Origin of the sequence: Pseudonocardia sp. EV170527-09, from assembly GCF_008369905.1 — a bacterium.
Classification (GTDB): Bacteria; Actinomycetota; Actinomycetes; order Mycobacteriales; family Pseudonocardiaceae; genus Pseudonocardia.
The window spans coordinates 1-13,945 of record NZ_VRMC01000029.1; the positions used below are offsets into that span (position 1 = coordinate 1).

Below are 13,945 nucleotides of genomic sequence, written 5' to 3' on the forward strand. Positions count from 1 at the left end.
TCTCGTTCTCAGCAGAGCCCATAGGGTCTGATGTCATCACTCACAGTGCCCATCCCGCCGGACGCTGAGGTCCGGCGTGTCGGGCCGGAACCACCGTTCGTTGCACAGGCCCGCGCGTTCGGGCGGGTAGACGTTGCCGTGCGCGAGCCTGCGGCGCAGCGCCTCCGGGGTGATGTCGACGATCTCGATCTGCTCGGCGCGCCGGACCACCTCGTCGGGGACGGTCTCCTGCTGGCGGGCCCCGGTGATGGTCTCGACGACGTCGCCGAGGGACTCCAGGTGCTGCACGTTGACCGTGGAGATGACGTCGATGCCGGCATCGAGCAGCTCCTCGACGTCCTGCCAGCGCTTGGCGTTGCGCGAGCCGGGCGCGTTGGTGTGGGCGAGCTCATCGACCAGAGCGACCTGGGGGCGGCGGGCCAGCACCGCGTCGACGTCCATCTCGTGCAGCTCGGTTCCGCCGTGCAGGACGGTGCGCCGCGGCACCACCTCCAGTCCCTCGAGCAGCCCGGCGGTGCGCTCGCGGCCGTGGGTCTCGACGACGCCGACGACCACGTCGGCACCGCGGCCGACCCGCCGGTGGGCCTCACCGAGCATGGCGAAGGTCTTCCCGACCCCGGGTGCGGCACCGAGATGGATGCGCAGTTCTCCCCTCACCCGGCCATTGTGGTCCCGCCCCACTACCGCGCGTCCCGCACGGACAGGTTGAGTTCGGTGACGTTCACCCTGGGCTCGCCGAGGAAGCCGATGGTGCGGCGGCTGGTCGCGTCGGCGACCAGCTGTTCCACCCGGTCGAGCGACAGCCCGGTGACCCGGGCGACCCGCGGTGCCTGGAGCGCGGCGTAGGCCGGGCTGATGTCGGGGTCGAGCCCGGAGGCGGACGCGGTCACCGCGTCGGTGGGGACGGCGGCGGGCGCGACACCCTCCCGGGCGGCGATCACCGCGCGGCGCTGCTGCACCGTCTCCAGCAGCCCGGTGTCGAAGCCGCCCTTGTTGGACGCCCCGGAGGTCGTGGTGTCGGCCGGGCCGAGGCCCAGGTCGGCCTCCGCGGTCGCCGAGGGCCGGGTGTGGAAGTACGGGTCGGCGGCCGGGTCGGCGGCGACCGGGTCGATCCCGATGAGCGACGAGCCGGTCCCGCCCGGCAGCACCGAGCCCTCCGCGGCGGTGGACAGCCCGGGGATCCGGGCGACCCCCCAGATCGCGAGCGGGTACACGATGCCGCAGAGCACGGTCATGACGAGGAGCACGCGCAGACCGGTCGCGGTCTGGCGGCGCAGGGTGGTGAGCATCAGATCCCCGGAACGAAGCGGACGAGCAGGTCGATGAGGAAGATCCCGACGAACGGGGTGACGACCCCGCCGAGGCCGTAGATCAGCAGGTTCCGCCGCAGCAGCGACGCCGCCGACGACGGCCGGTACCGCACCCCGCGCAGCGCCAGCGGGATCAGCGCGACGATGACCAGGGCGTTGAAGATCACCGCGGACAGGATCGCGGACTCCGGCGTCGCCAGGCCCATCACGTTGAGCAGTCCGAGCGACGGGTACAGCGCGACGAACATCGCCGGCAGGATCGCGAAGTACTTCGCGAGGTCGTTGGCGACGGAGAACGTCGTCAGCGCGCCGCGGGTGATCAGCAGCTGCTTGCCGATCTCGACGATCTCGATGAGCTTGGTCGGGTCGGAGTCCAGGTCCACCATGTTCCCCGCCTCCTTGGCGGCGGAGGTTCCGGTGTTCATCGCGACGCCGACGTCGGCCTGGGCGAGCGCGGGCGCGTCGTTGGTGCCGTCACCGGTCATCGCGACGAGCCGGCCCCCCTCCTGCTCGCGGCGGATGTAGGCGAGCTTGTCCTCCGGGGTGGCCTCGGCGATGTGGTCGTCCACGCCGGCCTGCGCGGCGATCGCGGCGGCGGTGCGCGGGTTGTCGCCGGTGACCATGACGGTGCGGATGCCCATCGCGCGCAGCTCGGCGAACCGCTCGGCCATGCCGGGCTTCACGACGTCGGACAGCTCGATGACGCCGAGCACCCGCCCGTCGGTGCCGGCCGGCCCGGAGGCCCTGGCGACCACCAGCGGGGTGCCGCCGCCGTCGGAGATGGTCTCCACCAGCCGGTCCACCTCGGCGCGGTCGCCCGCGTGGGCCCAGTCGAGGACCGCGGCCGCGGCGCCCTTGCGGACGACCCCGCCGGGCAGGTCGATGCCGGACATCCGGGTCTGGGCGGTGAAGGGCACGAACTCGGCGACGGCCTCGGTCGCGTCGGCCTCGGGGGGCAGGCCGTGCTCGGCGGCGCAGAGCTCGACGATGCTGCGTCCCTCCGGGGTCTGGTCGGCGAGGCTGGACAGCCGTGCCGACCGTGCCAGCTCGTCGAGGTCGGTGCCGCCGACCGGGTGCAGCGCGGTGGCGCGCCGGTTGCCGAAGGTGATGGTGCCGGTCTTGTCGAGCAGCAGGGTGTCGACGTCGCCCGCGGCCTCGACGGCGCGCCCGGAGGTGGCGAGCACGTTGCGCTGCACCAGTCGGTCCATCCCGGCGATGCCGATAGCCGACAGCAGCGCACCGATGGTGGTCGGGATGAGGCAGACCAGCAGCGCGGTGAGCACCAGCAGCGGCACCTGGGTGCCGGCGTAGGCGCTCATCGGCGCGATCGCGACGACGGCGAGCAGGAAGATGATCGTCAACGCCGAGAGCAGGATGGTCAGCGCGATCTCGTTCGGGGTCTTCTGCCGGGCGGCGCCCTCGACCAGGGCGATCATCCGGTCGACGAAGGACTCCCCCGGCTTCGTCGTGATCCGCACGACGATCCGGTCCGACAGCACGGTGGTGCCGCCGGTGACGGCGCAGCGGTCGCCGCCCGCCTCCCGGATGACCGGTGCGGACTCGCCGGTGATGGCGGACTCGTCGACCGAGGCGATGCCGTGGACGACGTCGCCGTCGCCGGGGATCGTCTCCCCCGCCTCGACGACGACGAGGTCGCCGAGCGTCAGCGTGGCGCCGGGCACCTGCTCCTCGGCCGCGGCCGGGTCGGCCGGGTCGGTGCCCAGCAGGCGGCGGGCGACGGTGTCGCGCTGGGTGGCGCGCAGCGACGCGGCCTGGGCCTTGCCCCGTCCCTCGGCGACGGCCTCGGCGAGGTTGGCGAACAGCACGGTGAACCACAGCCACACCGCGACGAGCACCGCGAACACGCTCGGGTCGGCGACGGCGAGCACCGTGACCAGCACGGACCCGACCCAGACGACGAACATGACCGGGTTGCGGGCCTGCACGCGCGGGTCGAGCTTGGCCACGGCCTCGGGCAGGGCGGCCCACAGCTGGCGCGGCGCGAACGCCCCGGCGGCGACGGGCGCCGCGCTCTGCGGCGCCGCCTGCGGCTCGGTCGTCACGGACACGGATTCCTCCGACTCGGCACGGTGGTGGTGGGTGGCGGTCACGACAGGGCCTCGGCGATCGGGCCGAGCGCGAGCGCCGGGAAGAAGGTCAGCGCCGACACCAGCAGCACGGTGCCGCCGACCAGACCGACGAACAGCGGCCCGTCGGTCGGGAGGGTCCCGGCACCGGCCGGGACGCGGCGCTGGCGGGCCAGCGAGCCGGCGAGCGCCAGCACCGCCAGCATCGGCACGAACCGTCCGAAGAGCATGGCCAGCCCCAGACCGGCCTGGAAGAAGTCGCTGGTCGCGGTGAGCCCGCCGAACGCGGAGCCGTTGTTGTTGGCCGCCGAGGCCCAGGCGTAGAGGACCTCGGAGAAGCCGTGCGCCCCCGAGTTGCCCAGCGCGTCGGCGGTGCCCGGCAGCGCGATGGCCAGGCCCGCGCCGATGAGGACGAATGCCGGCATGACCAGGATCGACACGGCGGCGTAGGTGATCTCGCGCCGGCCGAGCTTCTTGCCCAGGTACTCCGGGGTGCGCCCGACCATCAGCCCGGCCAGGAACACCGCGATGACCGCGAGGACCAGCAGGCCGTAGAGCCCGGAGCCGACGCCGCCGGGCGCGACCTCGCCGAGCAGCATGTTCAGCAGCGCGACGCCACCGCCCGCGCCGGTGAGGCTGTCGTGGGTGGAGTTGACCGCGCCGGTGGACGTGCCCGTGGTGGACACGACGAACAGTGCGGAGCCGGGGATGCCGAACCGCACCTCCTTGCCCTCCATCGCCCCGCCCGCGGCGAGCGCGGCCGGGCCGTTGGGGTGCAGCTCGGCCAGCCAGGTCGCGGCGAGGAACAGCGCCCACAGCCCGCCCATGACCGACAGCAGCACGACGCCCTGGCGGACCCGTCCGACCAGCACACCGAACGTGCGGGTCAGCGCGACCGGGATCACGAGCATCAGGAAGATCTCGAGCAGGTTCGACAGCGGGCTCGGGTTCTCGAAGGGGTGCGCGGAGTTGGCGTTGAGGATGCCGCCGCCGTTGGTGCCGAGCTCCTTGACCGCCTCCTGCGAGGCGGCCGGGGCGAGCGCCAGGGTGTGGGTGCTGCCGTCGACCGTCGTCACGTCGACGCCGGATCGCAGCGACTGCACCACCCCGGTGGCGACGAGCACGACCGCGGCGACGGCGGCGAGCGGCAGCAGGATCCGGACGACGCCGCGGGTCAGGTCGACCCAGAAGTTCCCGATCCGGCCCCCCTCGTCGTCGCCGGTCGCGCCGTGGGCCACGAAACCGCGGACCAGCGCGATCGCGACCGCCATGCCGACGGCCGCGGACACGATGTTCTGCACGGTCAGCCCGGCCATCTGCACGGTGTGGCCGAGCACCTGCTCGGGCACGTAGGACTGCCAGTTCGTGTTGGTCACGAACGACACCGCGGTGTTGAACGCCATCGCCGGGGACACCGAGGTGCCGCCGTCGGTGCCGCGCCCGTAGCCGAGCGGAAGGAGGGCCTGCAGCCGCTGCATCAGGTAGAGCAGCACGATCGAGACGAACGAGAAGCCCAGCACGCCCGCGGCATAGGTCGTCCAGCGCTGCGCGGACGTCGCGTCGATGCGGCAGATCCGGTAGACGAGCCGCTCGATCCGCCAGTGCCGGGTGTCGGTGTAGACCCGCGCCATCCAGTCGCCCAGCGGCTTCCAGGTCACGGCGAGCAGCGCCACCAGCGCCGCCGCCTGCGCGAGCCCGGCCATCAGAACCGCTCCGGGCGGAGCAGCGCGATGACCAGGTACACCAGCAGGCCCAGGGCGAGCAGGCCCCCGGCCGCGTTCTCGACGACGGTCGCGATCACAGCTTCTCCATCCCGCGCAGGGTGAGCGCGAGGACGGCGAAGGACGCCACCAGCAACGCGATGTAGGCCAGGTCGGCCACGGGACTCTCCTCGGTCGTGCTCACCCGCCGGGGATCTCCGGCGGGCCGCCGGGGATCGTGCGCCGAACGAGGTCCCGCGGGACCGGTCGATGACGGCGGATTGACGCCCACCGGCTCCCGCGTTGACGCGTTCTTGACGCCCGGTGGTGGCCATCACGTCCCCCGGACGGGCGGCCCGTCTCAGGAACCCGTCAACACACGCGTGTGACGACGCCAACACCGCGTCAGGAGCCCGGCCGGCGGCCCACCGGGGGCGCACGCTCCCGCGCATGCTGCAGCGCCGCCCCGCCCGTCCGGTCCCGCCGCCGCCCCTGACCGGGGGCGCAGGCTTCGTCGCGGGGATCGCCGCCGGTGTCGCCGCGGGCCTGACCGCCGGCGCCGCGGGCCTCGCCGGTGCGGGGCCCGGCGGGTCCGCCGCGGCCGCGGTCGTGGTCGCCGGGGTGGGAACCGTGCTCCTGGCCGCCGCGACGACGGCGGTGGGCGCACTCGCCGTCGCCGTGGTCTGCTGGGGGTTCGGCGACGGCTTCGGCCTGCACCACCTGGGCGAGCTGCACCTCGCGGGCCCGGACCTGTGGCTGATGGCGGTGCTGCTCGGGGCCGCGCTGGTCGCCCGTGCCGCGGCGGTCGCACCGTCGGCGGTGGCGCGGTGGCGGCCCGCTCGTCGTCGCACGGTTGCGGACGGCACAGCTGGTTACCCTGCCGGGTGACGGCTGGGGCGCTCCCCGGCCGGACCGGAGGAGGCCCACGCATGTCCGTGATCGACAACGCGGTCTACGTCGACGGCAAGCGCGCCGCGGCGCCGGAGTCCGTCGACAGCGCGGTCGAGGTGTTGCAGGGCTGCCGCGCCGACCACGGCGAGGGGTCCACGGCGTTCTGCTGGATCGGGATGCTGCGCCCGGACGTCGAGGAGCTCCACCAGGTCGCGCAGGAGTTCGATCTCCACTCGCTCGCGATCGAGGACACCGTCAACGCCCACCAGCGCCCGAAGCTGGAGCGCTACGGCAGCGCCGAGTTCGTGGTGCTGCGCCCCGCCCGCTACGTCGACGCCGACGAGGTGGTGGAGATCGGCGAGGTCCACCTGTTCCTCGGACCCGACTTCGTGATCACCGTGCGGCACGCCGTCGAGCCGCAGCTCAGCGAGGTCCGCGACCGGCTGGAGAGCGACCCCGAGCTGCTCGCGCACGGCCCGATGGCGGTGCTCTACGCGGTGCTCGACCGGGTCGTCGACGACTACTTCCCCGTCCTCGACGGCCTGCAGGACGACATCGACGGGATCGAGGAGGAGGTGTTCCGCGGCGACCCGAACGTCTCGCGGCGCATCTATCAGCTGACCCGGCAGGTCATCGCGTTCCAGCGAGCCGTCGAGCCGCTGCAGGAGATCTTCATCGAGCTGCGGGCCCGGTTCGCCAAGTCCGGCGACGCCCCGGACCTAGAGCTGCGCCGCGCGATGCGCGACGTGATCGACCACGCGACCCGGGTCAGGGAGCGCGTCGAGGGCTTCCGGGACCTGCTCGGCAACATCCTCACCGTCAACTCGACGCTCGTCGCGCAGCGCCAGAACGAGGAGATGACCCGGCTCACCGAGGCGGGCTTTACGCAGAACGAGCAGATGAAGCGGGTGTCGTCGTGGGCGGCGATCCTGTTCGCGCCGACCCTGATCGCCGGCATCTACGGCATGAACTTCGACGAGATGCCGGAGCTGCACTGGGCCCTGGGCTACCCGATGGCCATCGGGCTGATGCTGCTGCTCGGCCTCGTGCTGTACGCGGCGTTCAAGCACAACGACTGGCTGTGAGGGCCGGGCGCCCACCCCCCGTGGGCGCCCGGCCCCGGGCGTCAGCCCGTCGTGGTCGGCCCCGGGCGTCAGCCCGTCGTGGTCGGCGCGGCCGGCACCGGCGCGGTCGACTGCGCGGGCGACGGGGCGGGTGGCGCGCTCGTCGGGCGGGGCGCCGTGGTCTGCGGGATCGTCACGACCAGCGGCTGCGGCGGCTGGGTCACGCAGCGCCCGGTCGTCGGGTCGGTCGTGCGGACGCCCCGCGGGTACGGTCCGGGCGCCGGCGGGGTGGACGTGGCGACATACCCCTCGTCGACCCCCTCGTCGACGCAGGAGTGGTCGTCGACCGCGAGCGGGCGGCCGTTCTCGTCGAACAGGTACACCTCGCTCAGCGGCCTCCCCTTCGCGTCGAAGGGCCGCACGTCGGCGACGGTGGTGCCGTCGAGGCTCAGCCCCGCCGGGGGCGAGTAGGACACCACGTCCCCGGTGCGGTCCTGCCCCTGCGCCAGCACCGCGGCCACCAGCAGTCCCACCGCGAACGCGTTCAGCGGTACGACGGCCCACAGCAGCCGCCGGTCGGCTGCACTGCGCCGGCCCAGCAGCACCGACAGCGGCACCGCGGGCACGGCGAGGACCAGCGCCGTCACCAGCCCGGCGGACCCGCCGCCGCCGAACACCCACCCGATCACCCCGGCCGCGACCAGCGCGCGCAGCACCCACCAGCCGGGTTGCAGGGACAGCACGAACCCCCCGGCCGCGCCGTCGGTGCGGGCCCGGGCGAGCCGTTCGCGCAGCGCCACGACCGACGGCAGCGACGCCGCCGCGGGCTGCCCCGGCCCGTCGGACCAGGCGGCCAGCGCACCGGCCGCGGCGAGCGGCACCGCAAGGAACAGCGGCGCCACCGTCGACGGCCCGACCTGCCCCATCGCGAGCCCCGCGGCCCCCGCCGCGGCGGTCGCGACGACGAGCGCGGCCAGGGCGAACCCGGCCTGCCCGGTGCGCGGGCGCTCCACGGGCTCCTGCTGCGCGGGCGGGTACCCGGCCGCCGCGCGCAGCTCGGCCGCGTAGTCCTGCGGGCTGCCGAGCCGGGCGTGCACCGCGTCGCGGCCGTAGCCGGCGCCCAGCTCCTCGGCGAGCTCCGCGAGGTGCCCACGCGCGTCGTCGACGATCTCGGCGACCTCGGTGTGCGGCAGGCCGATCAGTGCGACCCGCAGGCCCACCAGGTAGTCGTCGGTGACCGGGTCGCCGATGCGTGCCGTGACGTCGGTGTCGGTGCCGTTGCCACCGTTGCTGCCGCCGCCGCGGCCGCCCCCGCTCTGCTCGGTGCTCATGTGCCCACCAGGCCTTCCATCGTGGTGGCGAACGCGCGCCACCGGTCGGTCGTCTCCCGCAGCCGGACCCGGCCCGGTTCGTTGATCGCGTAGTACTTGCGGTGCGGCCCCTCCTCGCTGGGGACCACGTACGAGGTCAGCAGGCCCGCGCCGTAGAGCCGGCGCAGCGTGCCGTAGACCGAGGCGTCCCCCACCTCGGCGAGGCCGGCGCCGCGCAGGGCCCGGACGACCTCGTAGCCGTATCCGTCCGCGCGGTCCAGGACCGCGAGCACCGCGAGGTCGAGCACTCCCTTGAGCAGCTGGCTGGTGTCCATCGCACCTCCTTACGCATCGCAGACTACTATGCGATGCGCAGTAGTCTCCGCACCGCTGCACCGGGCGCATGTCGAGCCGGGTTCGGAGCCGGGTGTCAACGGGCCGCCAGTCCTGCGCCGGACGGCGTCAGGGCGGCGTAGCGACGGAGGACGCGCGCGGCTCCGCGGGGCGACAACGGAGGGGCACGGCGCCCGCACCGGGCGCCCGCCACCAAGGAGTCATCCCGGTGACCCTCGCCGACCTGCTCCCCTCCCTCCGCCCGACGCTCGCCGCCCGCCTCGAGCCGGGCCTGTGGCCGGTCACGACCCGCACGACCTCCGACGGCGCCCTGCAGATCGGCGGCGTCGACCTCGCCGAGCTCGCCGCCCGCTTCGGCACCCCGGTGCAGGTGCTCGACACCGCCGACGTCCGCGCCCGCTGCCGCGCCTACCGGGCCGCGCTGCCCGACGCCGAGATCGTCTACGCCGGCAAGGCGTTCCTCTGCCGCGGAATGGCCCGCCTGGTCGCCGACGAGGGCTGCTCGGTCGACGCGTGCTCCGGCGGCGAGGTCGCGGTGGCCGCGGCCGCGGGACTGCCCGGGGACCGCATCGTGCTGCACGGCACCGTCAAGACCGACGAGGACCTCAAGGCCGCGTTCGCCGCGGGCGTCGGGCGGATCGTGCTGGACTCGGCGGCGGAGGTCGACCGGATCGCCGCGCTCGCGCCGCGCCGGCAGAAGGTGCTGCTGCGGATCAGCCCGGACGTCGACGCCGGCACCCACCCGGGGCTCACGACCGGCACCGCGTCGTCGTGGTTCGGGATGCCGCCCGCCGAGGCGCTGGAGGTGGCCGGACGGGTACTGGCCCGTCCCGAGCTGGAGCTGGCCGGGCTGCACTGCCATCTGGGCTCGCAGGTGCCGTCGGTGTTGCGCTACGAGCGGGCCGCGGTCCGGATGGTGGGCGTGATCGCGGCGCTGCGTGCGCGGTACGGGATCACCGTCGCCGAGCTGGACCTGGGCGGCGGGCACGCGGTCGGCTACGCCGAGGGCGAGCCCTGCCTGGACCCGGCGACCTTCGGCCGGGCCGTGCGGGGCACCCTGGCCCGGGCCTGCGCGGCGCACGGCATCGACGAGCCGCGGCTGCTCGTCGAGCCGGGGCGCGCGATCGTCGCCCGGGCCGGGGTGACGCTCTACCGGGTCGGCGCGGTGCAGCGCTGCGGCGACGGCCGCACCACCGTGCTGGTCGACGGCGGCATGAGCGACGACCCGCGCCCCGCCCTCTACGGCGCCCGCTACCCGGTCCGGCTCGTCGGACGCGCCACCCGGGCACCGCTGGAGTCGGTCCGCGTGGCGGGGCGGCACTGCGAGTCCTCCGACGTGATCGCCGACGGCGTCCGGCTGCCCGCCGACGTCGCACCCGGGGACCTGCTGGCGGTGCCGGTGTCCGGCGCGTACCACGCCTCGATGGCCTCGACCTACAACCAGGTCCCGCGCCCGCCGGTGGTCGCGGTCGCCGCGGGGGCGTCGCTGCCGCTGCTGCGCCGCGATACCCCGGAGGACCTGCTGCGCCGCGACTGCTCCTGAGGTCCCGCGCCGGTCGGCGCCCGGTCGGCGCGCCGGTCAGCGGCGGGGCCGCGGGGCCGGCTGGCACCGCGGGCAGGTGAACGACGAGCGGTTCATGAACGCGTCCCGGCGGATCGGGGTGCCGCAGCGACGGCACGCCCGGTCCGCCTGGCCGTAGACGTTCAGGGAGCGGTCGAAGTAGCCCGAGGCGCCGTTGACGTTGACGTACAGCGCGTCGAAGGAGGTGCCGCCCTGGGCGAGCGCCTCGTGCATGACGGTCGTCGCGGCGTCGAGGACGGTGTGGCCCTGGGCCCGGGTCAGCTTCTCGGTGGGCCGGGTGCCGTGCAGCCGGGCCCGCCAGAGCGCCTCGTCGGCGTAGATGTTGCCGATCCCGGAGACGACGGTCTGGTCGAGCAGCGCCCGCTTGACCTCGGTGCGACGGCGACGCATCGCCGCGACGGCGTCGTCGGCCGAGAACGCCGGGTCCATCGGGTCGCGGGCGATGTGGGCGACGGGCTCGGGCACCAGGCCGCCGCCCGCAGCCGCGGCGAGGGGGTGCACCGACAGCCCGCCGAAGGTGCGCTGGTCGACGAAGCGGAGCTCGGGGCCGTCGTCGTCGAACCGGACGCGCACCCGCAGGTGCTTCTCGTCGGGCGCGTCCGGGGGTTCGACGAGCATCTGCCCGGACATGCCCAGGTGCGCGAGCAGCGCGTCGTCACCGGGGCCGGCGGTGTCCAGCTCCAGCCAGAGGTACTTGCCGCGCCGGGCGGCCGCGGACAGCGTGCGCCCGGCCAGCCGGGCGGTGAAGTCGTCCGCCCCGGTGGGGTGCCGGCGCACCGCGCGCGGATGCAGGACCTCGACGCGCGCGATCCACCGGTCCAGCACGTGGTCGGCGAGGCCGCGGCGGACGACCTCGACCTCGGGCAGTTCCGGCATCGCGGCTACCGCCCGGAGCCGGCACTCTCGTCGGACAGCGCGTGCCAGGCGATCTCGGCCGCCTTCTGCTCGGCCTCCTTCTTGGTGCGTCCCGCGCCGCTGCCGAGGTCACGACCCCCGACGACGGCCGTCGCGGTGAACACCTTCAGGTGGTCCGGGCCCTCCTCGTCGATCCGGTACTCGGGCACACCGTGCCCGCCGGCGGCGGTGAGCTCCTGCAGGCTGGTCTTCCAGTCCAGGCCGGCGCCGAGCAGCGGGGCGCTGTGCAGCAGGTCCGCGAACAGCCGGTGGATCAGCTCGCGGGACGGCTCGAGGCCGTGCGCGAGGTACACCGCGCCGAGCAGCGCCTCGGTGGCGTCGGCCAGGATGCTGGCCTTCGACCGGCCACCGGTCAGCTCCTCACCGCGCCCCAGGTACAGGTACGCGCCGAGGCCGTGCGGCACACCGTCCGGTGTGGGCAAGGCCACGGCGACGGTGGCGAGCGCGTGCATGTTGACCACGCTCGCGCGCAGCTTCGCCAGCTGCCCCTCGGGCAGGTCCGGGTGGTCCCGGTACAGCCGCTCGGTGATCACGATCGACAGCACCGAGTCGCCCAGGAACTCCAGGCGCTCGTTGGTCGGCAGTCCACCGTGCTCGTAGGCGTAGGACCGGTGGGTCAGCGCCAGCGTGAGCAGCGTCTCGTCCAGGTCCACACCGAGTGCGGACAGCAGAGGTGACCGGTCCGTCACCGGACCGGTCACACTCTTGTCGCCCACTGCTGCGATCAGGCCGGGCTGGTGACCTGACGACCGTCGTACTGCCCACAGGTCGGGCAGGCGATGTGCTGCAGCTTCGGCTCACGGCAGGCGCGGTTCGAGCAGGCGACCAGGGTCGGCGCAGTGGCCTTCCACTGCGACCGGCGCGCACGCGTGTTCGACCGCGACATCCGGCGCTTGGGAACGGCCATGATGACACTCCTCGGTACTTCGAACGATCAGGTCTGCCCACCGGGGAGCGGGCTCACGAGGAGCCGCCGCTCAGCCGGTGGAGGGCAGGCGCTCACGGAGCGCCGCCCAACGAGGATCCAGTGTCTCATGCCCGTGATCCGATGGGAGATCGGCCCACCTCTCCCCGCACTCGACGCACAGACCGGGGCAGTCCTCGCGGCACAGCGGTGCCATCGGCAGCTCGGTCACGATCGCGTCGCGCACGGCCTGGGTGAGGTCGATCCGCTCGTCGACCAGGCGCGGGATCTCGTCGGCGTCGGTGGTCTCCTCGGTGACCGAGTCCGGGTAGGCGAACAGCTCGCCGATCCGGACCTGCACGTCCTCGCCGATCGGCTCCAGACAGCGCGAGCACTCCCCCGCCAGCCGGGCGTCGGCGGTGCCGGAGACGTAGACGCCTTCGGTCACCGACTCCAGGGACACGTCGAGCTCGACGTCGGACCCGCCGGGGACGGCGATCACCCCGGTCAGCCCGATCTCGGCGTCGCCGGACGGCGCGGGGACCGTGCGGGCCACGGTGCGCTGGTTGCCGGGGCGGCGGGCCAGCTCGCGGGTGGAGAGGACCCAGGGGTTGTCGTCGGGACGGTTCTGGCTGCGCGCGGTGTTCATCTCGCCGACCAGCGTACGCGGCCCGGTCAGTCGCGTCGTCGCACGTCGAACGCGTCGGCGACCAGGGCGCCCAGCTCCAGGAACGCGTCCGCGGTCGCCGGCCGGAGCCGGGCCGGGTCGATCCGCCCGCCGGTGGCCAGGTGCGGGTCGTGCGGCACCTCGACGACGCCGCGCACCCGCTGGGCGAAGTGCTCGCGGATCCGGGCGGCGTCGACCTCGGCGCTGCGCCGGTCGCAGGACAGCACGACCACCGCGTTGCGGACGAGGTCGCCGTGGCCGTGCGCGACCAGCCAGTCCAGCGTCTTGCTGGCCCGGCCCGCCCCGTCGACGGTGGGGGCTCCCACGACGACCACGGAGTCGGCGCGCGCGAGGGTGCCCTGCATCGTGGAGTGCACCATCCCGGTGCCCGAGTCGGTGATGATGATGTTGAAGAAGCGGCCCAGCAGGTCGACGACGCGCTCGTACTCGTCGCGGGAGAACGCCTCACCGGAGGCGGGGTCCTGCTCCGAGGCCAGGACCTGCAGGCGCCCGGCGAGGCTCGTGTAGCGGGACACGTCGGTCCAGGTGCCGACCCCCTCCAGGTCGTTCAGCAGCTCGCGGACGGTGATCCGGGAGTCGCCGGTCAGCCGGTCGGCGAGCGTGCCGGCGTCGGGGTTCGCGTCGAGGACGACGGCCCGGTCCCCGCGGTGCTCGGCCAGTGCCTGCCCGAGGCAGGCCGCGACCGTGGTCTTGCCGACGCCGCCCTTCACCGACATGACCGCCACCCGGTGTGCGCCGGCCAGTGGTGCGCGGACCCGGGCCAGCATCCCGGAGCGGAGCTCCTCGGCATCGCTCGGGCCGGGGTTCACCCGGCCACCGGTGATGTCGTAGAGGGCGCGACGCAAACCGGTGCGCGGCCGGTCGGGCCGGGGCCGCAGCATGGCGTCCTCACGCAGGTCCGCCGCAGCCGCCCCGGCGTTCCCACGCCGAGCCTCGGAGCGGGGCAGCTCGGGACGCGGGGCCTCGGGGGGCGGGGCCGGGTTCGTCACGGGGGGTCCTTCCAGCCGGTGCCCATAGCGTTCCCACCAGGTCGTCGGGTCGGGTTCGGGCCGGCGTGCCATGCGCGGGAGAGTAGTACGGCGGGTGACCTGGATTCCTGCTTCCGGCGTATCCGATCACAGTGACTGCCCACGGTGAAGC

General features: G+C 74.2%; 14 protein-coding genes and 1 pseudogene. 3 read left to right on the forward strand and 12 right to left on the reverse strand.

Annotated elements, in window-relative coordinates:
* Positions 1–81: 81 nt before the first annotated feature.
* The 5 genes and pseudogenes from FVA95_RS11365 to kdpF all read right to left on the reverse strand — a co-directional run.
* A pseudogene (locus FVA95_RS11365) lies at positions 82–681 on the reverse strand (sensor histidine kinase); the annotation flags it as partial.
* Positions 681–1,289: a potassium-transporting ATPase subunit C gene (locus FVA95_RS11370; protein WP_149664184.1), complete on the reverse strand. Its 609-nt coding sequence runs from the start codon at positions 1,287–1,289 to the stop codon at positions 681–683. The gene FVA95_RS11370 and the pseudogene FVA95_RS11365, both read right to left, overlap by 1 nt.
* Positions 1,289–3,379 (reverse strand): potassium-transporting ATPase subunit KdpB, encoded by a 2,091-nt coding sequence (gene kdpB, locus FVA95_RS11375; RefSeq protein WP_193564335.1) that lies wholly within the window; start codon positions 3,377–3,379, stop codon positions 1,289–1,291. Before kdpB ends, FVA95_RS11370 begins: the two co-directional genes overlap by 1 nt.
* Before the next feature lie 38 nt (positions 3,380–3,417).
* The gene (gene kdpA / locus FVA95_RS11380; RefSeq protein ID WP_149664185.1) at positions 3,418–5,100 is read right to left on the reverse strand and encodes a potassium-transporting ATPase subunit KdpA; all 1,683 of its coding nucleotides are present in this window, start codon (positions 5,098–5,100) and stop codon (positions 3,418–3,420) included.
* Positions 5,100–5,198: a K(+)-transporting ATPase subunit F gene (kdpF, locus tag FVA95_RS11385; RefSeq protein ID WP_020624320.1), complete on the reverse strand. Its 99-nt coding sequence runs from the start codon at positions 5,196–5,198 to the stop codon at positions 5,100–5,102. Before kdpF ends, kdpA begins: the two co-directional genes overlap by 1 nt.
* Positions 5,199–5,547: 349 nt before the next feature.
* Between kdpF and FVA95_RS11390 the strand changes: the two genes are divergently transcribed.
* Together FVA95_RS11390 and FVA95_RS11395 are read left to right on the forward strand one after the other, a co-directional pair.
* Positions 5,548–5,985: a hypothetical protein gene (locus tag FVA95_RS11390; protein WP_149664186.1), complete on the forward strand. Its 438-nt coding sequence runs from the start codon at positions 5,548–5,550 to the stop codon at positions 5,983–5,985.
* Between the two features lie 41 nt (positions 5,986–6,026).
* Positions 6,027–7,073, forward strand: coding sequence for a magnesium and cobalt transport protein CorA (locus FVA95_RS11395; RefSeq protein ID WP_149664187.1), 1,047 nt, complete (start codon positions 6,027–6,029; stop codon positions 7,071–7,073).
* Between the two features lie 68 nt (positions 7,074–7,141).
* On the opposite strand, the gene FVA95_RS11400 is transcribed toward FVA95_RS11395, so the two are convergent.
* On the reverse strand, positions 7,142–8,383 hold the full coding sequence (locus tag FVA95_RS11400; protein WP_149664188.1) for a hypothetical protein: 1,242 nt from the start codon (positions 8,381–8,383) through the stop codon (positions 7,142–7,144).
* Entirely contained in the window at positions 8,380–8,697 is a 318-nt protein-coding gene (locus tag FVA95_RS11405) for a PadR family transcriptional regulator (protein WP_020624001.1), read from the reverse strand. Before FVA95_RS11405 ends, FVA95_RS11400 begins: the two co-directional genes overlap by 4 nt.
* Positions 8,698–8,924: 227 nt before the next feature.
* On the opposite strand from FVA95_RS11405, the gene lysA reads away from it, so the two are divergent.
* Positions 8,925–10,259 carry a diaminopimelate decarboxylase gene (lysA, locus tag FVA95_RS11410; RefSeq protein ID WP_193564336.1) on the forward strand — a complete coding sequence of 445 codons (1,335 nt, stop codon included), beginning with the start codon at positions 8,925–8,927 and terminating at the stop codon, positions 10,257–10,259.
* Positions 10,260–10,295: 36 nt separating this feature from the next.
* Here lysA and mutM read toward each other — a convergent pair whose 3' ends face one another.
* From mutM to FVA95_RS11435, 5 genes are all read right to left on the reverse strand, one after another.
* On the reverse strand, positions 10,296–11,174 hold the full coding sequence (mutM, locus tag FVA95_RS11415; protein ID WP_149664190.1) for a bifunctional DNA-formamidopyrimidine glycosylase/DNA-(apurinic or apyrimidinic site) lyase: 879 nt from the start codon (positions 11,172–11,174) through the stop codon (positions 10,296–10,298).
* A gap of 5 nt (positions 11,175–11,179) precedes the next feature.
* The gene (rnc, locus tag FVA95_RS11420) at positions 11,180–11,929 is read right to left on the reverse strand and encodes a ribonuclease III (RefSeq protein ID WP_020626226.1); all 750 of its coding nucleotides are present in this window, start codon (positions 11,927–11,929) and stop codon (positions 11,180–11,182) included.
* A gap of 8 nt (positions 11,930–11,937) precedes the next feature.
* Positions 11,938–12,120, reverse strand: coding sequence for a 50S ribosomal protein L32 (gene rpmF / locus FVA95_RS11425; protein WP_020626225.1), 183 nt, complete (start codon positions 12,118–12,120; stop codon positions 11,938–11,940).
* A gap of 70 nt (positions 12,121–12,190) precedes the next feature.
* On the reverse strand, positions 12,191–12,766 hold the full coding sequence (locus tag FVA95_RS11430; protein WP_149664191.1) for a DUF177 domain-containing protein: 576 nt from the start codon (positions 12,764–12,766) through the stop codon (positions 12,191–12,193).
* Between the two features lie 26 nt (positions 12,767–12,792).
* Entirely contained in the window at positions 12,793–13,794 is a 1,002-nt protein-coding gene (locus FVA95_RS11435) for a MinD/ParA family protein (protein ID WP_240051421.1), read from the reverse strand.
* Positions 13,795–13,945 lie beyond the last annotated feature (151 nt).